We start from the raw sequence: 20,285 nt of genomic DNA on the forward strand, positions 1-20,285 counted from the left end.
ACCAGTACCTTCGAAATTGGCAAAGCCCTACGGTGTTTCCTATTAGCGCTAAGTAGTAATGTCCCCTCTCCGCTAAGTAGAGATGTCCCCTAGGATGCGTTCGAGGGGAGGATGGGATAGTGATCAAGATGACGGCCAAGGATGTGCTGCGTAGCCAGGTGATGGCGCAGGTAGTAGAGGGTAAATTGGATCAGGCCAGCGCTGCGGCAAGGCTGGGGATCAGTGTCCGGCAGGTCAAGCGTCTGAAACGGCGCCTGCAGGACGAAGGTGCGGAAGGTCTGCTGAGCAAGAAGCGCGGGCGGCCATCGAACCGGCGCACGCCACCAGATGTTCTGGCCAAGGCGATTGCCCTGATCGGAGCGCACTACGCCGACTTTGGCCCGACGCTCGCCTGCGAGAAGCTCGATGAGCTGCATGAAATCAAGCTGTCGGTTGAAACGGTACGCCAGGCGATGCTGCGTGCCGGTTTGTGGAAGGCCCGGCGTGGCGCTGGAATCCGCACCCATGCAATGCGCGAGCGCCGGGCCCGACGGGGAGAGCTGATCCAGATCGATGGCTCTCCGCACGACTGGTTCGAGGGCCGGGCGCCACGCTGCAGCCTGCTCGTGTTTATCGACGACGCCACGAGCGAACTGTTGGCGCTGCGCTTTGTCGACGCTGAAACGACCTTTGGCTACATGGGGTTGTTGGAACAGTACATTCTGGAGCATGGCTTGCCGGCGGCCATCTACAGCGACCGCCACAGCATCTTCCAGGTCAACCGGGGCGATCGCCAGGATGCCAGCCATGCCCAGACCCAGTTTGCGCGCGCCCTGGAGCAGCTTGGCATCGAAGGCATCCAGGCCAACAGCCCGCAGGCCAAAGGGAGGGTCGAGCGGGCAAACCAGACGCTGCAGGACCGCTTGGTCAAGGAAATGCGTTTGCAGGGCATTAGCAGCCAAGAGGCGGCCAATGCCTGGCTGCCACAGTTCATGCGAGCGCTCAATCGCCGTTTCGCCGTCATGCCAAGCTTGCCTACCGATGCCCACGTGCCTTACACCGGCACGCACGCGGCCTTGCGCCGAATCCTGTCCGTCCATACCCCGCGCCGCCTGTCGAGCAACCTGAGCTGCCAGCTGGAAGGCTTGCTGTACCAAATCCAGCCCGCCGACCGTGGCCTGGCCTTGCGCGGCGCCGACGTTACCATCGTCACGCATCCGGCCAGCGCGACAGAAGTGCTCTGGCAGGGGCGCGTGCTACCGCATACCCTCAGCAGCAAGGCGGTCAGGCAGCAGGTGGCCGTCGATGGTAAGGACGTCAACAGCAAGGTCGACAGGGCACTGAGCCGACGTACCCCGCCACAACCAATCGGGCATCCGTGGAAAAAGAAAATGTCCAATGCTCCGGGCACGACCCCGCCACGCGCCGAATTCGTGCAGACCAAGGCTCACCTGCTCTTGGTTGCTACTCCCTGAATGCGCCCCCAGGGGACATTTCTACTTTGCGGAGCAGGGGACATTTCTATTTAGCGTAGACAGCCCTACGGTGTTTCCGGCTGCCGGCGGCGCCCGGCCGCTTCGCCCCCGTCCTTCATCACGACCAGCATCTGCTCCTTGCGCGCCCGCGAGCCGTCCTCGCATCCTTCGAGGGAATCGGCCTGGACGTCCACCGGCCCGTACCATTCCTCCACGCCGGACACGCCGCCGGTGCGACGGATCCACGCCCGGTTTGCCTGGCGGTCGATGAACAAGGTGTGCGCAAACCCGTCGCTGACCAGGATCGACGTCGGCAGTGCGATCCGGAACAGGGATGGGACTGGCCCGGATGTCGCGAGGGGAGGCGGCGACAGGAAGCCGCCATCGCTGATGCCGTAGCGTTCAACCAGCGCCTTCGACACCGGACAGGCCGATGCGCTCGCGCTGACGAGGAAGGTAGTGAGGAATGCGGCGGTCCGTTTCATTGCAGCCTGCTCCTTGGCAAGGACGATGGGAGCCATGCTAGCAGAGCGTCGTCCGGGAAGATGCGCGGAATCTCACGCGCGCGCAACGAAAAAAGGGACCAGATCTTTCAATCTGGTCCCTCATATTCTGGCGCGGCTGGCAGGAATCGAACCCACGACCCCTTGGTTCGTAGCCAAGTACTCTATCCAGCTGAGCTACAGCCGCCCGATGCACGCATTATAGCAGGCGATCGCCCCTTGGCAAAGCCTCATTGTTGCTTTGCCATGCCGGAATGCCCCGCGTGGCGCACAATGAAAAAAGGGACCAGATCTTGCAATCTGGCCCCTCATATTCTGGCGCGGCTGGCAGGAATCGAACCCACGACCCCTTGGTTCGTAGCCAAGTACTCTATCCAGCTGAGCTACAGCCGCCCGAGGCACGCATTATAGCAGGCGTTCGCCTGTTGGCAAAGCCTCATCGTCGCTTCGCCATGTCGGATCACCCGTCGTGGCGCACAATGAAAAAAGGGACCAGATCTTGCAATCTGGTCCCTCATATTCTGGCGCGGCTGGCAGGAATCGAACCCACGACCCCTTGGTTCGTAGCCAAGTACTCTATCCAGCTGAGCTACAGCCGCCCGAGGCACGCATTATAGCAGCGTAATTTCATTTCCGTAAGCCTCAAATTTTTCCACAGGCAAACAAGGTCTGGTAGATTAACCGGGTCGAACGTTTGGAAAGCGTATGGTTGCCTCGCTCACGGGAATAACGCGTGCCCCGGCCGCAGCACTGCGGATGCTGGCGGCGCTGCTCTTGCTCATGGTCTGCACGAGCGCCCTCCAAGCCGCGCCGCGCACCCTGCGCTTCGAACGCCTGTCGGTAGAGCAGGGCCTGTCGCAGCAGTCGGTGCTGACCATCCTGCAGGACCGGCGCGGCTTCATGTGGTTCGGCACCCAGGCCGGCCTGAACCGCTTCGACGGCTACCGCATCACCAGCTGGCGCAACGACCCGGACAACCCCGACAGCCTCCCCGACAACTACGTCATGGCCGCCCACGAAGACGGCAAGGGCCGCCTGTGGTTCGGCACCAAGGGAGGCCTGGCCCGCTACGACGGCGCCACCGGCAAGTTCGTGCGCTATGCGGCGCAGGACGAGGCCACGCGCCGTGCCGGCAACCGCAGCGTGTTCGCCATCGTGCCCGCGAAGGGCGGCGGCTTGTGGCTGGCCACCGGCGACGGCCTGCTGCACGTCGACCCCGACACCGGCCGGGTACGCACCTACCGCCACGATCCGGCGGACCCGCACAGCCTGGGCGACGACCGCGTCAATGCCCTTGCGCTCGACGGCAAGGGCAATCTGTGGATCGGCACCGGCGCCGGCCTCGATCGCCTGGCGCCGGGCTCCGAACGCTTCGAGCACCACGTGGTCCACGCCCACGACCCGCAGCGCAATACCGTGCTCTCCCTGTCGATGGGGCCGCGCGACACGCTCTGGATCGGCAGCGCCGCCGGCCTCGAAGCCTGGCGCCTCGGCCAGGGCGTGCCCGAGCGCCGCCGCCTGGGCGAACCCGAGGGCATCGGCGACATGCGCGTGCTCTCGCTTTACCACGATGGCGGCGGCACGCTGTGGGTCGGCACCGACATGGAGGGCCTGAAATGGCTGGACCCGGCCACCGGGCGTTTTCTCACCTACCGCAACGACCCTTCCGACCAACACTCGCTGGCCGACAACCAGGTCAGCGCCATGCTGGTGGACCGTACCGGGACCCTGTGGGCCGGCACCCAGTACGGCGGCGTGAGCCGCACCGATCTCGCCAGCGGCGGCTTCGTGCGCTATGGCGGCGCCGAAGGCCTGGGCCGGGCCAAGGTGCGCGCCATCGTCGAGGATCCGGGCGGCAGCCTGTGGATCGGGACCACCGGCGACGGCCTGCTGCGCATGGAGCGCCCGGGCGGACGGATCGAGCGGTTCGGCGAAGGCAACGGCCCCGGCGACCTGGTGACGGCCCTGGCGGTGGCGCGCGGCCGTACCTGGATCGGCACGCCCACGGGCCTGCTGTGGCGCGACGGCGCGGGAACGTTCGGCGCCCTCAACCTGGGAGCCTCCGCCGGCGCGAACTACGTGCAGGCGCTGCATGCGGGCCGCAGCGGCACCTTGTGGATCGCCACGCGCGGCGGCCTGGCGGCGCTTGCGCCGGGTGCGAACACCGTGCGCACCTGGCGCCACGACCCGGACGACTCCGCGACCCTGGGCGAGAACTATGGCTTCACCGTTCTGGAAGACCGGCGCGGCATCGTCTGGATCGGCACCGAGAACGGCCTGGAACGCTACGATCCCGCAAGCGGACGTTTCTCGCGCTACCGCCACGAACCGCGCGATCCGAACGGCCTGCGCCACAGCCGCATCTATTACCTGATGGAGTCGGCGCGCGGGGAGCTCTGGGTCGGCACCGCCGGCGGCCTGCATCGCATGGAACAGGGGCCCGCGGGCGTGCGCTTCCGCTTCTATCCCTTCACGCGCGCACGCGAAGCGCTGGCGATCGGCGCCGTGCTGGAAGACGGCCACGGCATCCTGTGGGCCAGCACCACGGCCGGCATCACCCGGCTCGACCCGGTCACCGGCCAGGCCAAGAACTACAGCGCCAAGGACGGCCTGGTGGACGGCGCCTACTTCGTCGGCGCCGGCCTGCGCGCGGCCGACGGCCAGTTCTATTTCGGCGGGGTCAACGGCATGACCTCCTTCGAGCCGGACGCGGTGCGCGACAACCCCTTCGCGCCGAAGGTCGCGATCACCGATTTCCTGGTGCTGAACCGCTCGCGCGGCATCCCCGACATCCACGACAGGCCGGAACTCGCGCTGACCTACAAGGACGCCGTGTTCACCCTCGAATTCGCCGCCCTGCATTACGCCGACCCGGAATCCAACCGCTATGCCTACCAGCTCGAGGGTTTCGACACCGGCTGGGTCGAGGCCGACGCGCGGCGCCGCTTCGCCACCTATACGAATCTCGACCCGGGTCCCTATGTGTTCCGGGTGCGGGCCGCCAACAAGGATGGCGTCTGGAGTCCTGACGCGGCCACCCTGCGCATCACGATCGCACCGCCGTTCTGGAAGACCTGGTGGTTCCGCCTGCTTGCGCTGCTGCTCCTTGCGACCCTGTTCACGGCCGGCTACCGGCTGCGCATCCGCGCGCTGGTGGGCCAGAAGGACCTGCTCGAACGCGAGGTCGGCGTGCGCACCGACGAATTGCGGCGCCAGAAGGAATCGGCCGAGCGGCGCAAGCAGGAAGTCGAGGACCAGAAGGAAGTGGTCGAGCAGGCCCACCGCAATATCGCGCTGCTGTCCGACATCGGACGCGCGCTCACCGCCAACCTGGACAAGGATGCGATCATGCGCACCCTGTACGAGCACGTGCGCGCGCTGATGGACGCGAGCCTGTTCGCCGTGGTGCTGCGCCGCCCCGAGCACGGCACGGTGGAGTACGTCCACGCGGTGGTCGACGGCGAACGGGTGGAGGCGTTCGAGGTGCCGGAAGACCCGCGCGCGCACCTGGCGTCCTGGTCGATCGTGCATGGCCGCGAAGTGCGGGAGCAAGACCTGGCCCGCACCCTGCCGGCGCAGCTGGCGGTGCAGTCCTCCAGCGCCCTGGATACCGCGCTGCCCTGCGCGGCGCGCGCCAGGATGCATCCGCGTTCGCTGCTGCTGGTGCCGGTGGTGGTGGGCGAGCGGGTGCTGGGCGCGCTCACGGTGCAGAGCCGGGTGCAGCAGGCCTACGGCCAGGTCCACCTCGACATGCTGGAGACCCTGGCGGCCTACGTCGGCGTGGCGATCGACAATGCGGCGGCCTACCGCCAGCTGAAGGACACCCAGGCCCAGCTCGCGGCCCAGGAAAAACTGGCTTCCCTCGGCTCGCTGGTGGCGGGCGTGGCGCACGAGCTGAATACCCCGATCGGCAACAGCCTCCTGATGGCCAGCACCCTGCAGGAAAGGACGGGCGAGGTTGTCGCGCGTTTCGACGCATCCAACCTGCGCCGCTCCGAGCTGGCCGACTACATGGCGGCCGCGCGCGAGGCGACCGGCCTGATCCAGCGCAGCCTGCACAACGCCGCGGAACTGGTGAACAGCTTCCGCCAGGTCTCGGTCGACCAGGCCAGCGCCCAGCGCCGCCGCTTCGACCTGGCCCAGGCCTGCCAGGAAATCGCGGCAACCATGATGAACACGGTGCGCCTGGCCGGCCACCGGCTCGAGCTGGCGGTGCCGGCCGGGATCGTGATGGACAGCTTCCCCGGTCCCTTCGGGCAGGTGGTGATCAACTTCGTCAACAACGCGCTGCTGCACGCCTTCGAGGCGCCGGGCGGCTGCATGCTGCTGGAAGCGGCGCTGCAGGACGGCGGCACGGTGCGCATCGTGTTCCGCGACGACGGCCGCGGCATCCCCCAGGAGCACCAGGCGCGCATCTTCGACCCCTTCTTCACCACCCGCATGGGGCAGGGCGGCACCGGCCTGGGCCTGAACATCAGCTGGAACATCGTGACCACGCTGCTGGGCGGGACGGTGCGGGTCGACAGCGAAGCGGGACACGGGACGGCCTTCATCCTGGAACTGCCGCTGCGCGCGCCGGAGGCGCAGGCGATCGAGGCCAGGCCCGCCGACCACCTTACGTGACGATGTTGCGCGGCTGCCCCGCAACCCAGGCCTCGATATTATCGACCAGCATGTCGGCCAGGGTCTGCATCGCCCCGCCGCTGGCCCAGGCCACGTGCGGGGTCAGGATGAAGTTCGGCAGGTGCAGGCGCAGCAGCGGATTGTCGGGCAGGGGCGGCTCCTTGCTGAGCACGTCGAAGCCTGCCGCGATCGCGCCGGTTTCCAGCACCGCGGCCAGGGCCGCCTCGTCCACCAGGCCGCCGCGCGCGGTGTTGACGAGGATGGCGCCGGGCTTCATCAGGCCCAGCTCGCGCGCGCCCAGCATGTGGCGGGTTTCCGCCGTCAAGGGCAGGTGCAGGCTGACCACGTCGGATGTGGCCAGCAGGTCCTCGAGCGGCAGGCGGGTGACGTCCGCATCCTGGAGCGGCGAGCGGGTGCTCGCCACCACCTCCATGCCGAAGGCGCGCCCGAGCTGGGCCACCTTGCGGCCCAGCGCGCCGTAGCCGACGACGCCAAGGCGGCTTCCCGCCAGGTCGCCGATCGGATGGTCGAGCAGGCAGAAGCGGCTGGACTGTTCCCAGCGGCCGGCCTCGACGTCCCGCATATAGGCGCGCAGGTTGCGGCGCAGCGCGAGGATCAGGGCGAAGCTGTGTTCGGGGACCGAAACCACGGAGTAGTCGCGGATGTTCGAGACCACGATGCCGCGGGCGCGGCAGGCCTCCAGGTCGACGTTGTCGGTGCCGGTCGCGGCGATCGCCACCATTTTGAGGTCGGGCAGCTTCTCGATGACGCCGGCGCGCAGCGGCACCTTGTTGCTGACGGCGACCGTGGCGCCCTGGAGGCGCTCGACTACCTCGTCCTCGCGGGTGCCGGCATAGTTCACCCAATCGTGCGGGAAGGGCAGGTCGCGCAGGCGGGCCTGCAGGCTGTCGCGGTCGAGGAAGACGATCTTGTGCATGGCGGCTCGGATGGGAGATTGAAACCATTGCATTGTAGACGCCAAAGAAAAAGACAGGGCGAGCCCTGTCTTTTTGGGATATGGGGGCCTGGGCGGCGTCTTATTTGTGGGTGCTGGCGGCCGTGGTCTGGAGGTCGGCTTTCGCTTCCGCCTTGTCGGCCTTGGCTTCGGCCTTCTTCTCGGCGGCGTCCTTCCTGGCTTTCGCGCTCGCGTTCGGCATTGCCGAAGCTCTCTCCTTGGCCGCATCGGCCTTGGCTTCGGCCACGTCTTCCTTCGCTTCGGCGGTGGCCTTCTCTACCTTCGCATCGGCCTTGGCAACTTTTTTCTCCTGCTTGGCGTCGGCCTTGGCGACCTTTTCGCCAGCCTTCGCTTCGGCCTTGGGTTCGGTGGTCTGGGCGAACACGGACGTTGCGAACAGGCCGGCGATCAGGGTAGCGACGATTTTACGCATGACGAATCCTCTTCAGGTTGGGTGATGGGAGATCCCGTGTTACTGAGCAATCAACGAAGGCCCGAAACGCCGCGTTGACGGTATTTACATTCGCTTACAAGTCCGGCAAGACGGTTAGCTGGCGTACAGTCGCGCTCACCTCGATCGGCCTAGACTTTTCCCACACCCACAGCCGGGAGGGGTCATGCCAGACGCGCTCAAACGCTATCAAGCCAAGCGCAATTTCGATATCACGTCCGAGCCCCTTGAGGGAGGCACGCCCGGACTCGATGCGCTGACTTTCGTGATCCAGAAACACTGGGCCACGCGCCTGCACTATGATTTTCGCCTGGAACTGGACGGCACCATGAAGAGCTGGGCCGTGCCCAAGGGCCCCAGCTACGACACCCACGACAAGCGCATGGCCGTGCACGTCGAGGACCACCCGATTTCCTATTCCGATTTTGAAGGAACCATTCCGCCGAAGCAGTATGGCGCCGGCAAGGTCATCATCTGGGACAAGGGCACCTGGACCCCGATCGGCGACCCGCACGAGGGCTACCGCAAGGGCAACCTGAAGTTCGAGATCCATGGCCACAAGATGCACGGGCGCTGGGTGCTGGTGCGCATGAAGGGCCGGGGCGAGAAGCAGGAAGGGTGGCTGCTCATCAAGGAGAACGACGGGTACGCGCGCTCGAGCGAGGAGTTCTCGGTGGTGGACGAGATGCCAGACAGCGTGAAGGACCTGCCGATGCCGAAGCCGGCGCGCGGCAAGGTGGCGGCGCTGAAGGCGGAGGCGCAAGGCGAATCGCCGCGCAAGCCGGCGCGCAAGAGCGCGGCCAAATCCGCAGCCACGCCCGCGGCGAAGCCGGCGGCGAAGCGGGTGAAGAGCACGACGCCGGGCCTGCCCGAAGGCGCGAAGCCGGCCGAGCTGCCCGAGGAGTTCACGCCCGAACTCGCCACGCTGGTCGACGCGCCCCCGCTCGACCCTGCCGAATGGGTGTTCGAGGTCAAGTTCGACGGCTACCGCATGCTGGCCCGCGTGGAAGGGGGCGCGGTGCGCCTGATCACCCGCAACGCCAACGACTGGACCGGCAAGCTCCCGCCCCTGCAGCAGGAACTCGAGCGCATGGGGCTGCCGGACGGCTGGTACGACGGCGAGATCGTGGTGCACGACGAGAACGGCAAGCCGAACTTCGGCCTGCTGCAGCTGGCCTTCGACGGCGTGCGCACGGCCGACATCCAGTACTTCCTGTTCGACATTCCCTATTGCGGCGGCTACGACCTGCGCGACGTGCCCCTGGTCGAGCGCCGTGCGGCACTCGAAGCCATCCTCAAGAAGGCGAAGTCGGACCGTGTGCGCTTCTCCGGCGAATTCGGCGACAACCCGGAGGAGCTGTTGGTCGCCGCCTGCCGCATCGGCCTGGAAGGCGTGATCGGCAAGCGCCGCGATTCGCGCTACGTCTCGCGCCGCTCGCCCGAGTGGATCAAGCTCAAGTGCGGCCTGCGCCAGGAATTCGTCATCGGCGGCTTCACCGACCCCAAGGGCTCGCGCAAGGGCGTCGGCTCGCTGCTGCTCGGCTACTACGACCGCGAGGGCAAGCTGCGCTACGCCGGCAACGTGGGTTCCGGCTTCAACCACGCCTCCCTGATGGACGTCAAGGAGCGGCTGGAGGCGCTGCGGACCGACGAGAGTCCCTTCCCGCCGCGCGCCGTGCCGGGCCGCCAGCACCACTGGGTCAAGCCGACCCTGGTGGCCGAGGTGAGCTTCTCGGAATGGACCAATACCGGCTCGGTGCGCCACCCGGTGTTCCAGGGGCTCCGCAACGACAAGCCGGCGCGCGGCATCCGGCGCGAAGAGCCGCGCCACATCGACGATGTCAAGGGGGAGAAACAGCGACCCGCGCTGGCCGACGAACCGGTCTCGCCGCCGCCCGCCGGCCTGCATGGCAATCTGCCCGAGACCCTGCGCGTGACCAATCCCGACCGCGTGGTGGACCCCTCCAGCGGCGCGACCAAGCTGGATGTGATCCGCTACTACGCCCTGGTGGGCGAGCTGATGATGGAACACCTCAAGCGCCGCCCGGTGACCCTGGTGCGCGCACCGGCGGGTATCGGCGCCGAGCTGGTGTTCCAGAAGCATGCGGACGCGAAGAAGCTGCCGGGCGTGAAGCAGATGGACGCGGCCCTCGATCCGAGCAACCCGCCGATGCTCGAGATCGCGAGCGTCGCAGGCATTCTTTCAGTCGCGCAGTGGAATGCCATCGAGATCCACACCCAGAACGCTGTCGCCAAAGCCTACGAGGAGCCGGACCGCATGGTCTTCGACCTCGACCCGGGCGAGGGCGTGGAATGGAAGGCCATGCAGGAAGCGGCGCAGATCTTGCGCGCCTTCCTCGACGAGCTGGGACTGCCCGGTTTTCTCAAGACCAGCGGCGGCAAGGGTCTGCACGTGGTGGTGCCGGTGAAACCCGAGTATGGCTGGGATACCGTGAAGGCCTTCTCGCAGGCCATCGTGCGCCACCTGGCGGGAACCCTGCCGGACCGCTTCGCCTTCAAGAGCGGGCCGAAGAACCGGGTCGGCAAGATCTTCATCGACTACCTGCGCAACGGGCGCGGCGCGACCACGATCTGCGCCTGGGCGGCCAGGGCGCGACCCGGGCTGGGCATTTCCGTGCCGCTCGAGTGGGATGAACTGATGACGCTGAAATCGAGCGCGCAGTGGACGGTGTTGAACGTCCACACGCGGCTCGACAAGGGAAACGATCCCTGGAGCGGCTATGCGAAGGCCGCCAAGGGGATCACGAAGGCCATGAAAATCCTCGGCTACGAGGATTGACACGGCCAACTTGCATCAGTCGGCGTTGCGGCCGAGCGCCTTGAGCGAGGCCCGCACTCCGCGTCCGTAGGCCGGGTCGGCCTTGTCGAAGTGCCGCAGCTGGCGCCGCAGGATGTCCTCGTCCACGGTGGACAGCGGCCCCGCCAGGTTGTCGCACAGGTTCTGGCGCTCTTGCTGCGTCATCAGGCGGAACAGGTTGCCGGCCTGGGTGGTGTCGTCTTCCATGCCGCGGAAGTCGTAGCGGCCCGCATCGCCCGTGATCGGCAGCTCCGGCTCGCCGTGGCCCATGCCCAGCGCCCCGCGGCCCTCCGAGTCGACGGTCGCATAGTTCTTCGCCGCGCCGCCGTTGGCGATCGCCATCGCGCCGTCGCGCTGCTGGTTGTGGAAGGGGCAGCGCGGGGCGTTCACCGGCAGGTGCTGGTGGTTGGTGCCGACGCGGTAGAGCTGGGCGTCGTGGTAGGCGAACAGGCGGCCCTGCAGCATCTTGTCCGGCGAGTAGCCCATGCCCGGCGGGACGTTGGCGGGCGAGAAGGCGGCCTGCTCGACCTCGGCATGGTAGTTGTCCGGGTTGCGGTTCAGCTCCAATACGCCCACCTGCAGCATCGGGAAGTCGCCGTGCGGCCAGACCTTGGTCAGGTCGAACGGATTCCAGCCGGTGCGCTGTTCCCAGTCTGCCAGTTGCTGCGCGCTCGCGACCTGCACCTTCACGTCCCACTGCGGGAAGTCCTGGCGCGCGATCGCCTCGAACAGGTCGCGCTGGGCGTGGTCGGGGTCCGTGCCGGCGATGCGGGCAGCGTCAGCCGCGCTCAGGTTTTTGATGCCCTGGCGGGTCTTGAAGTGCCACTTCACGTAGACGCGGTCGCCGGCTTCGTTGATCAGGCTATAGGTGTGGCTGCCGAAGCCGTCCATGTGGCGGTAGCCGTCCGGGGTGCCGCGATCCGAGAACAGGATCGTCACCTGGTGCAGGCTTTCCGGCGCATTGCTCCAGAAGTCGAACATCATGTTGGCCGACTTCAGGTTGCTTTGCGGGTCGCGCTTCTGGGTGTGGATGAAGTCCGGGAACTTGATCGGGTCCTTGATGAAGAAGATCGGGGTGTTGTTGCCGACCAGGTCCCAGTTGCCTTCCTCGGTATAGAAGCGCAGGGCGAAACCGCGCGGGTCGCGCTCGGTGTCGGCGCTGCCTTTTTCGCCGCCGACCGTCGAGAAACGCAGGAAGACCGGGGTCTGCTTGCCGACTTCCGAGAACAGTTTCGCCTTGGTGAAGGGACGCAGGTCATGGGTGACCGTGAAGGTGCCATAGGCGCCGGATCCCTTGGCGTGCACGACGCGCTCGGGGATGCGCTCGCGGTTGAAATGCTGGAGCTTCTCGATCAGGTGGAAGTCCTGCAGCAGCAGCGGGCCGCGCGGGCCGGCGCTGAGCGAATTCTGGTTGTCGGCGACCGGGATGCCGGAGGCGGTGGTCAGGCGGGGTTGGCGCATCGGGAATCTCCTCTTTCTGTGTGAACTGGCAATGGAAGAGATTCTAGGTGCTGCCGAGCAATTATAAAAGTTGATTGATTCTATCCATCCAATAGTTTTTCATAATCCAGAACTTGCAGGGGCGGCCGTGTCGTCCTCGCGCTTGTCCAGTCGCACCGCGCCCAGGCGGTCGACGGCAATCAGGCCCTCGGCCGCCGCGTGCGAGGCGGCGAACACGCTGTCGGGCGAGAGCACCAGCTGGATGCCGGTGGCGCTGACTTCCTCGATCAGGCGGTCGAGGGCGTCGATGCGCGAAGGGTCGGGGTTGACGTTGCGGATGTAGATCATGCGCACCGCCCCCGGGTGCCGGCGCACGACCTCGGTGTAGATTTCCGGATCCTGCTCGCCGCTGTCGCCGATCAGGACGAATTGCATCTCCGGATAGAAGCCCAGGATGCGCTCGATCTGCTCCAGCTTGTGGTTGCCGTGCTCGTTGATCTTGAGTACCTGGCGCACGCTCAGCTCGCGCAGCAGCAGGGGGCCGAGCGGGATGTCCTGCAGCTTGAGGAACTCGACCAGCGGCCCGTACAGGTGCCAGGGGCTGCTCGAGACGTAGAACATCGGGTTGTTCTCGCTCCCGCCCGCGCCGTCGCGCAGGGCGCGATAAAAGCCGGCCACGCCCTTGAAGGGCTTGCGGGTGTGGTGGTTGGTGCGGGCCAGCATCAGGGCCATGTTCAGCTTGTTGGTGACGTTGGTCCACAGGACCGTGTCGTCGATGTCGCTGATGATGCCTAAGCGGGCCGTCGGCGCCGGGACCATGATGGTGGCGGCCGCGCGCAGGGACTGGCCGTCGGGCTGGACGTTGTCGGGGAAGGCGAGCTCCACCGCATGCATGCCGCCTGCCAGCTCGGCGTCCAGGGCGATATCGAAGGAGAAGTAGCCGCCGCGGTCGGTGCGCGCCTCCACCGTCCGGCCCTGGAAGGTGGCCAGCACACGGGCGTCGGCCACCTCGTCGGACTCGAGGCGCTGGTAGAGGGCCACCAGGTTGGCCCAGCCGCTGTCCGCCACGCTCTGTTCGCGAAAACCGTATTCGTCCAGCAGGCGGCCCTTGAGCCAGATGCGCCGCGCGTTGCCGAAGCCGAGGTAGGGCACGGCCATCAGGGCGCGCCCCTGTTCCGGCGAACGCAGGCGGCGCAGCATGCCGCTTGCGACCGCGCCGGCGGTGCGCGCCAGGCGCGTGCGCAGCGGCGTGGTCGACACGACCGGCGCCTGGGGGCGCTGCACCTTGTCGACATAACTGCCGGTGCGCGGCGCGCCGCGTTCGACCCAGACGCTGCCGCGTTCGTTGCGCGTCAGGAGCAGGGCTTGCTGCATCTCGCGCACATTGCCGGGGTCGACGGGCGTGGCCATCACATGGACCGCCGTGCCGCGCTCGCGCAGCTGCGCGATCTCGTGTTCGGTCAGCAGGCCGGGGTTCAGGTAGAGGGCCGCCTTGCCGAGGTCGACGCGTCCGGCGATGTCGTCGTAGCCGGCGCGGGTCAGTACGAGGAAGGGCATGGCTGTCTGGGGCATCGCTGGGTCCTTGGCATGAACATCACGCCAGTATCGCGCACGGGACGCGATCGCCACGCACGCTTCGGCGACGGGGCAAAGGCGGGGCGGCCAGCCGTGCTCGGCGTAAATCCATGGGAGGCTAGACTGCGCCAACCACAGGATACCGCCATGAACATCGTCTGCATCGCCTGGGGCTCCTTGCTGTGGAAGCCCGGTCCCCTGAAACTGGCATCCGGCTGGCATCCGGCTGGCATCCCGGCGGCCCGCGCCTGCCGCTCGAATTCCTGCCCGTGAGCGACGACAGCCCGGAGGTCGCGCTGGTGCTGTGAAGGCGCGCGCCTGCAGGCGACTTGCTGGGCGTATGTCGATACCGGGGACCTGGTGGCCGCGCGCGCCATGGTCGGCGCACGGGAGAAGATCACGCCGGCACGGTCGGACTGGAGCGGCAGCATCCCGGGCAGGGACGTGCGCTGCACGCCGGCCCATATCGACACCGCCTACCGCCGCCACATCGAAGCGGCGCTCGGCTGGCGGGCATCGCGCGAGGCCCACGTCACGCGGATTCGTTCGCTTTGCCGGAATGGTCGTTCTTGAAGATCCCGCGGATATTCGTCACCATCAGCGCGGTCTGCAGCGCGATCAGGGCCCAGGCTTCGTCATGCACGCCCCAGACGATCCAGAGGAGGTTGCTGACGATGAAGGTGCAGAAGCCGAACACACGGCGCCTGGGATTGGTGGAGCCGATCAGGTAGGCGGCCAGCAGGGTGACCAGCATCGCCGGCCACTGCAGGAAGTCGATAAATTCATCCATTCGCTAGGCCGCCTTCCTGCGCCGCGCGGGAGCGGCCGTCGATTTGGCGGCCGCTTTCTTGGCCGGCGGTTTCGCCGCGGCCTTGCTCGCCGTCTTGCGCTTGGGCGCCGCGCCGCTGGCCGCGACCCGGTCGCTGCCGTGCGCGGCGGTCTTGCGGCGGGGCGGCGGTGCTTCTTCCGCGTCCTCGTCGTCCTCGCTGGCGGGGCGGCGCTTCTTCGGTGGCGGTTCGTCGTCATCGTCGTCGTCCGCCGAGGCCTTGCCCGGCTTCTTGCCCAGGCTGGCCTGAAGCAGCGAGACCAGGTCGATGACCTTGCCGGTCTCGCGCTTCGGTTCGCCCTTCTCGGGCATGGTGATGGTCTTGGTCTGGTGCGCCTTGACCTTCTTCTCGATCAGGGCCAGCACGTCTTCGCGGTAGGTGTCGTGGTACTGCCCGGGGTCCCAGTCCTCGGCCATGCCCTGGACCAGGGCCATCGCCATCTTGAGCTCCTTGTCGGTGACGGCCACCTTCCTGTCGTTCTTTGCCGGAATCTTGAGGTCGCCCGCGTCGCGGATCTCGTCGGCATAGCGCAGGGTGTTCATCACGATGGTGTCGCCCACGCAGACCAGGGCCGCCAGGTGCTGCTTGACGCGGATGACGACGCGCGCGATGCCGATCTTGCCCGCCTTGCGCAGGGTCTCGCGCAGCAGGGCGTAGACCTTGTCGCCGCCCTTGCCGGGAGCGAGGTAGTAGGGCTGCTCGAAGTAGAGCAGCGATACGTCCTCGGCGTCGACGAAAGCCACGATGTCGATGGTCTGGGTCGCCTCCGGATTGGCGCGGTGCAGGTCCTCGTCGGACAGCACGACGTATTCGCCGCTGGTGTATTCATAGCCCTTGACGATGTCGTCCCAGGAGACTTCCTTGCCGTTGCCCTTGTTGTAGCGCTTGAACCCGACCGGCGAAAAGTCGCGCCGGTCCAGCATGGTGAGGTCCAGCCCCTTGCTGTCGACGGCCGGGTACATATCGACCGGAATGTGCACCAGGCCGAAACTGATGGCGCCTTTCCACATGCTGCGTGGCATGGAAGTCTCCTTATGGTGTGTGCGTGAGCCTTATTCGCCGACCTTGCCCGTCACCGGCAGGATGATGCCGGTGATGTAGCCCGAGCACACCGGCGAGGCCAGGAACACATAGGCCGGCGACAGTTCTTCCGGCTGGGCCGCACGGCCGAAGGTGGTGCTGGCGCCGAACTCCTTGATCTTCTCGGGCGACTGGTCGGCCGGGTTCAGCGGCGTCCACACGGGGCCCGGGGCCACGCAGTTGACGCGGATGCCCTGGTCCAGCAGGCTCGCGGCGAGCGACATGGTGAAGGCGTGGATGGCGCCCTTGGTGCTCGAGTAGTCGAGCAGCTGCTTCGAGCCCTTCAGGCCCGTCACCGAGCCGGTGTTGATGATCGAAGCGCCGCGCTTCAGGTGGGGGAGGGCGGCGCGCGCCATGTGGAAGTAGCCGTAGATATTGGTGCGGAAGGTTTCGTCCAGGCGTTCTTCCGTGATGTCCAGCAGCGAGCCGGCATGCTCCTGGAAGGCGGCGTTGTTGACCAGAATGTCCAGGCGCCCGAATTCGGCCACCACCTTTTCTACCGCCTCGTTGCAGAAGGCGGCGTCCTTGACGTCGCCGGGAATGGTGATGCAGCGGCGGCCCTCGGCCTCGATGCAGCGCCTGGTTTCGGCGGCGTCCTCGTGTTCGTTCAGGTACATCACGGCGACGTCCGCGCCTTCGCGCGCGAACAGCACCGCGACCGCGCGGCCGATGCCGGAGTCGGCGCCGGTGACGATGGCGCTCATGCCCTCCAGCTTGCCGCTGCCCTTGTACTGTTCGGCCATGAACTTCGGCTTGAGTTCCATCTCGGCCTCGATGCCGGGCTTGGCCAGGTGCTGTTCCGGGAACGGCGGCGCCGGCTGGGGGATGCCGGTCTGGGCGGCCTCGTCGCTTTCCGCCTTCTGCATGCTCGCGTCCTTCCGGTCCTGGCGGCTCTGGATTGCCTTCTGCTTGTTCGCCACCTCATCCTGATTTGCCATCACATACTCCCATGAACGTTTCAATCGACCGGGAGAGTATTCACCGCGCGCCTCGGCTGCGACGGTGCGCTTCCACACACAGGCGGCATGGTCGTCCTCCATCGATGGCTTTTATGGCAAACTTGCGAGCGTTTTGTTCAGAATTTGCTTGTCAGGGAGAAAAGGATGTCCCAGCAGGAAGGTGCGCACACACAGCCGGAGCCCGTGTCGGGCCTGTACCTCAATCCGGTCGGCCAGCGCCGCATCGATTTCCAGCAGGCCTGCGGCGCGCTGTTCGACGGCCTGCGTGTCGCCGGCGGCATCGAGGAAGCCGGCGCGATGCTGGACGCCGACACGGCGGACGTGCTGGTGCTGGACCTCGAGCGCTTCGAGCCGGGCATCGACCTGCCGCTCCTGGCCGACCTGGTCGCGCGGCGCAATGGCGCGCCGGTGCTGGTGCTGTGCCCCTTCACGAATGCGCGCTGGCTGCCTTCCCTGATGGCGCATGGCCCGCTGCAGTACGTGATCGGCCCGCTGACTCCAGAACAGCTGCGCGAGGAAGTCGCGGCCCGCCTGCGCGCCGGCTTCGCGACTGCCGGCGCGGCCACGCCGGTGGAAGAAGAACTGGCGGCGCTGCTGGGCGTCCGTTCCGACGCCCAGCAGGCGCTGGCGGAGGCCGACGACAGCATCCGCTTCGCCGAGCGCCTGTGCGTGGCGCTGCTGGGCTGGCCGGGCGTGGTGCATGCGTCGATGTTCCAGCTGCGCGAAGGGAAGGACCTGCGCCTGGAAGCGCAATCCAGCCAGCCGGCCTTCCTGCCGGGCGCACGCGGCCTCGACCTGCTTGCCGTGCTGGGACGGGGCGAGCGCCTGCTTCAGTCGCCCCTGCGCCACGCCTTCCCCGGCCTGCTGGCGGCAGCCAGCGGCGAGACCGCGCTGCTCGATGCGCCTGACAAGGCCGGCGAAGCGGAGCTTGCCGCGACCCTGCGCGCGCACGGCGTCGCGATGGTGCTGGGCCTGCCGATTCCGGCCTCGGGCCCGGGCGCCCCGCGCGGCGCCCTGTGCCTGATGTTCGGCGAACGCCGGGCGTTCTCGCATGCCCAGCTGGCGGCCTTCGACGACCTGGCGCAGCTGGCCGCCTTCGGCTTGCGCATGGCGGAACTGATGCGCGAGAGCGAGGAGCTGCTCGGCCGCGTCACCCAGCTGGCCACGCTCGACGCCCTCACGGGCGTGGCCAACCGCCGCCACGGCGAATTCCTGATGGAGCAGGAGATCCGGCGCGCGCGCCGCTACCGGGTGCCGCTGGCCCTGATCGCCTTCGACATCGACCGCTTCCGCAACATCAACGACAGCTTCGGCCACCCGGTCGGCGACGTGGCGCTGCGCACCGTGGCCGATACCGCGCGCGCCTTGCTGCGCTCGAGCGACGTGCTGGTGCGCTCGGGCGGCGAGGAATTCCAGGTGATCGCACCGCACACCAGCGCGATCGACGGCCTCAAGATGGCCGAGAAGCTGCGCGCCGCCATCGAGGCCGCCGAGATTCCGGGTTGCGACCATGTGACCATCAGCCTGGGCGTGGCCCAGTTGGGGGAGACCGAATCGGGCGACTCCCTCGCCGTGCGCGTCAATGCCGCGCTGGCGCGCGCCAAGCGGGCCGGCCGCAACTGCGTCGAACTGGCGATGCAGTGAGCGGCCCCGCCGGCGCTGCCCTGTGGTAGGCTGGCAGCTTTTCTAGCAAGCAATATCCCATGCTCTCCTGGCTTCGGCACTACCGGCGCGCGATGCTGCCCGGCGATATCAGCGCCGGCATCGTCGTCGCCATGATGATGATCCCCCAAGGCATGGCCTACGCCCTGGTGGCCGGCCTGCCGCCCGTGGTCGGCATCTACGCCAGCATTTTGCCGCCGCTCCTGTATGCGCTGTTCGGCACCAGCAGCACGCAATCGGTCGGGCCGATGGCGATCATCTCCCTGATGACGGCCTCCAGCCTGGCGCCGCTGGCCGCGCCCGGCAGCGCGCTCTACGGGGTGCTGGCGGCCCAGCTGGCGGTCCTGTCCGGCGTGGTGCTGCTGGCCTGCGGCCTGCTGCGCATCGGCTTCCTGGCCAACTTCTTTTCCCGCCCCGTGATGAGCGGCTTCACCATCGGCTCGGCGATCCTGATCAGCTGGGGGCAGCTGCCGGTTCTGCTGGGCGGCAAGCTGCCCGATATCCACTTGCCGAGCGCGCTGTTCGGGCTGGGCGCGCTGGCGATCCTCGTGTGGGCGCGCCAGTTCATGGCGGGGACCTTGCGTCGCCTCAGGCTGCCCCCGGTGGCGGCCGACGTCGGCGCCAAGCTGGCCCCGATGGCCGTGGTGCTCGGCTCCCTGGCCCTGGTGGCGGCGCTTGGCCTGGATGCGCAGGGCGTGGCCACCACCGGCGCGGTCTCGGGCGGGCTGCCGGGCCTGAACCTGGCGACCTCCAGCGCGCACTGGCAGGCCCTGCTGCAGCCGGCGCTCCTGATCGGCTTCATGATCTTCTTGATCAGCATGTCCGGCGCCCAGACCCTGGCGCTCAAGCGCGGCGAGAAGCTGGCCAGCAATGCGGAACTGGTGGGCCTGGGCGCGGCGAACATCGGCAGCGCGCTGAGCGGCGGCTTTCCGGTCACCGGCAGCATCTCGCGCTCGGCGGTCAACTTCGCGGCCGGCGCCAACAGCCAGCTGGCCAGCGTCATCACGGCGGTGCTTCTCGGCGTGGCCCTCGTCGCCCCCAACGGCTGGCTGGCGCTGCTGCCGCTGCCGGTGCTGGCGGCCACCATCATCGTCGCGGTGCTCGGCATGCTCGACCTGTCGCTGCTGCGCACCGCCTGGCACTACGATCGCGCCGACGCGGCGGCACTGGTGGCCACGGCGGCCGGGGTGCTGGGCCTGGGCGTGGAGGCGGGCGTGGTGGTCGGCGTGGCGCTGTCGATGGGCGCCCTGATCTGGCGCGCCAGCCGGCCGCACATCGCAGTGCTGGGGCGCATCGCGGGCACCGAGCACTTCCGCAATATCGACCGCTATTCGGCTGCGACCGCGCCTGGCCTCCTGATGCTGCGGGTCGACGCCGGTCTCTTCTTCGGCAATGTGGAAGCGGTGAACGAGCGCATCGAGGACGAACTCGCGGCGCATCCGGCCACGCGCCACCTGGTGCTGGTGCTGTCGGCCGTGAATGCGATCGACACCTCGGCCCTGTTCGGGCTGAGGGAACTGAATGCCTCGCTGCGCCAGCGCGGCGTGTTGCTGCACCTGGCCGAGGTCAAGGGGCCGGTGATGGACAGGCTCAAGCAAAGCGATCTATTGCAGAACCTGAGCGGCCGGCTCTACCTGAGCGCGGCCATGGCCTGGGACGACCTGGTTCAATGACGGCGGATTCCCTGTTCGCTTCACCATCAGGAGAAATACGATGCGTCACCATCTTTTCACGCTGGGCTGCTTTGGCGCCGCGATGACCCTCTATGTGCTCGGCGAGCAGCAACATGCCGGGCTCCCGATACTGGCGGGCGCTCTCAGTGAACTGCTGGGCTGGAAACGTCTGCTGTCGCGTAAGCAACGCGGCTGAGATGCAGGTGTATTGACGCGACACATCCCGCGACGTAGGATTGTTCCTACGCGACCTGCATGGGGCCAC

15 protein-coding genes and 3 tRNA genes are annotated in these 20,285 nt (G+C 67.4%); 7 read left to right on the forward strand and 11 right to left on the reverse strand.

Features of this window, described 5'->3' with window-relative positions; all coding sequences use genetic code 11:
- Window positions 1–128 precede the first annotated feature (128 nt).
- Window positions 129–1,454, forward strand: a complete 1,326-nt coding sequence (locus tag ACQ7JA_RS14950; RefSeq protein ID WP_430899424.1) for an ISNCY family transposase — start codon at window positions 129–131, stop codon at window positions 1,452–1,454.
- A 65-nt stretch (window positions 1,455–1,519) separates the two neighbouring features.
- On the opposite strand, the gene ACQ7JA_RS14955 is transcribed toward ACQ7JA_RS14950, so the two are convergent.
- The 4 genes from ACQ7JA_RS14955 to ACQ7JA_RS14970 form a co-directional block, all read right to left on the reverse strand.
- Complete coding sequence (locus ACQ7JA_RS14955; protein WP_430899041.1) at window positions 1,520–1,975, reverse strand: hypothetical protein; 456 nt, start codon at window positions 1,973–1,975, stop codon at window positions 1,520–1,522.
- A gap of 92 nt (window positions 1,976–2,067) precedes the next feature.
- A tRNA-Arg gene (locus tag ACQ7JA_RS14960) sits at window positions 2,068–2,144 on the reverse strand.
- Window positions 2,145–2,273: 129 nt separating this feature from the next.
- Window positions 2,274–2,350 (reverse strand) — tRNA-Arg (locus tag ACQ7JA_RS14965).
- A gap of 129 nt (window positions 2,351–2,479) precedes the next feature.
- A tRNA-Arg gene (locus tag ACQ7JA_RS14970) sits at window positions 2,480–2,556 on the reverse strand.
- 106 nt (window positions 2,557–2,662) lie between these two features.
- Here ACQ7JA_RS14970 and ACQ7JA_RS14975 point away from each other — a divergent pair.
- Window positions 2,663–6,580 (forward strand): two-component regulator propeller domain-containing protein, encoded by a 3,918-nt coding sequence (locus ACQ7JA_RS14975; protein ID WP_430899043.1) that lies wholly within the window; start codon window positions 2,663–2,665, stop codon window positions 6,578–6,580.
- Here ACQ7JA_RS14975 and ACQ7JA_RS14980 read toward each other — a convergent pair.
- Window positions 6,573–7,517 (reverse strand): D-2-hydroxyacid dehydrogenase, encoded by a 945-nt coding sequence (locus ACQ7JA_RS14980; RefSeq protein ID WP_430899045.1) that lies wholly within the window; start codon window positions 7,515–7,517, stop codon window positions 6,573–6,575. The genes ACQ7JA_RS14975 and ACQ7JA_RS14980 overlap by 8 nt on opposite strands.
- Window positions 7,518–7,617: 100 nt before the next feature.
- Window positions 7,618–7,968 carry a hypothetical protein gene (locus ACQ7JA_RS14985; RefSeq protein ID WP_430899047.1) on the reverse strand — a complete coding sequence of 117 codons (351 nt, stop codon included), beginning with the start codon at window positions 7,966–7,968 and terminating at the stop codon, window positions 7,618–7,620.
- Window positions 7,969–8,152: 184 nt separating this feature from the next.
- Between ACQ7JA_RS14985 and ligD the strand changes: the two genes are divergently transcribed.
- A complete protein-coding gene (gene ligD, locus ACQ7JA_RS14990; protein WP_430899049.1) occupies window positions 8,153–10,786 on the forward strand; it encodes a DNA ligase D in 2,634 nt (877 codons plus the stop codon).
- A gap of 15 nt (window positions 10,787–10,801) precedes the next feature.
- Here the strand turns inward: ligD and ACQ7JA_RS14995 are convergent, their stop codons facing one another.
- Window positions 10,802–12,265 carry a catalase gene (locus ACQ7JA_RS14995; RefSeq protein ID WP_430899051.1) on the reverse strand — a complete coding sequence of 488 codons (1,464 nt, stop codon included), beginning with the start codon at window positions 12,263–12,265 and terminating at the stop codon, window positions 10,802–10,804.
- A gap of 99 nt (window positions 12,266–12,364) precedes the next feature.
- Window positions 12,365–13,816, reverse strand: coding sequence for an App1 family protein (locus ACQ7JA_RS15000; protein ID WP_430899053.1), 1,452 nt, complete (start codon window positions 13,814–13,816; stop codon window positions 12,365–12,367).
- A 150-nt stretch (window positions 13,817–13,966) separates the two neighbouring features.
- Here ACQ7JA_RS15000 and ACQ7JA_RS15005 point away from each other — a divergent pair, with 150 nt between their 5' ends.
- A complete protein-coding gene (locus ACQ7JA_RS15005; protein ID WP_430899055.1) occupies window positions 13,967–14,092 on the forward strand; it encodes a hypothetical protein in 126 nt (41 codons plus the stop codon).
- A gap of 259 nt (window positions 14,093–14,351) precedes the next feature.
- Here ACQ7JA_RS15005 and ACQ7JA_RS15010 read toward each other — a convergent pair whose 3' ends face one another.
- Genes ACQ7JA_RS15010 through ACQ7JA_RS15020 form a run of 3 tightly spaced genes read right to left on the reverse strand, consistent with a single transcriptional unit; the run spans window position 14,352 to window position 16,664 of the window.
- Window positions 14,352–14,609 carry a hypothetical protein gene (locus ACQ7JA_RS15010; protein WP_430899057.1) on the reverse strand — a complete coding sequence of 86 codons (258 nt, stop codon included), beginning with the start codon at window positions 14,607–14,609 and terminating at the stop codon, window positions 14,352–14,354.
- Window positions 14,610–14,612: 3 nt separating this feature from the next.
- A complete protein-coding gene (locus ACQ7JA_RS15015) occupies window positions 14,613–15,668 on the reverse strand; it encodes a Ku protein (protein ID WP_430899059.1) in 1,056 nt (351 codons plus the stop codon).
- 30 nt (window positions 15,669–15,698) lie between these two features.
- Window positions 15,699–16,664, reverse strand: coding sequence for an SDR family oxidoreductase (locus ACQ7JA_RS15020; RefSeq protein ID WP_430899061.1), 966 nt, complete (start codon window positions 16,662–16,664; stop codon window positions 15,699–15,701).
- A 165-nt stretch (window positions 16,665–16,829) separates the two neighbouring features.
- Between ACQ7JA_RS15020 and ACQ7JA_RS15025 the strand changes: the two genes are divergently transcribed.
- Genes ACQ7JA_RS15025 through ACQ7JA_RS15035 form a run of 3 tightly spaced genes read left to right on the forward strand, consistent with a single transcriptional unit; the run spans window position 16,830 to window position 20,216 of the window.
- Window positions 16,830–18,329, forward strand: a complete 1,500-nt coding sequence (locus tag ACQ7JA_RS15025; RefSeq protein ID WP_430899063.1) for a diguanylate cyclase — start codon at window positions 16,830–16,832, stop codon at window positions 18,327–18,329.
- A 59-nt stretch (window positions 18,330–18,388) separates the two neighbouring features.
- Window positions 18,389–20,020: a SulP family inorganic anion transporter gene (locus ACQ7JA_RS15030; RefSeq protein ID WP_430899065.1), complete on the forward strand. Its 1,632-nt coding sequence runs from the start codon at window positions 18,389–18,391 to the stop codon at window positions 20,018–20,020.
- 40 nt (window positions 20,021–20,060) lie between these two features.
- Window positions 20,061–20,216 carry a hypothetical protein gene (locus ACQ7JA_RS15035; protein ID WP_430899067.1) on the forward strand — a complete coding sequence of 52 codons (156 nt, stop codon included), beginning with the start codon at window positions 20,061–20,063 and terminating at the stop codon, window positions 20,214–20,216.
- Window positions 20,217–20,285 lie beyond the last annotated feature (69 nt).

This window comes from Massilia sp. BKSP1R2A-1 (genome assembly GCF_050586525.1).
Taxonomy (GTDB): Bacteria; Pseudomonadota; Gammaproteobacteria; order Burkholderiales; family Burkholderiaceae_D; genus Telluria.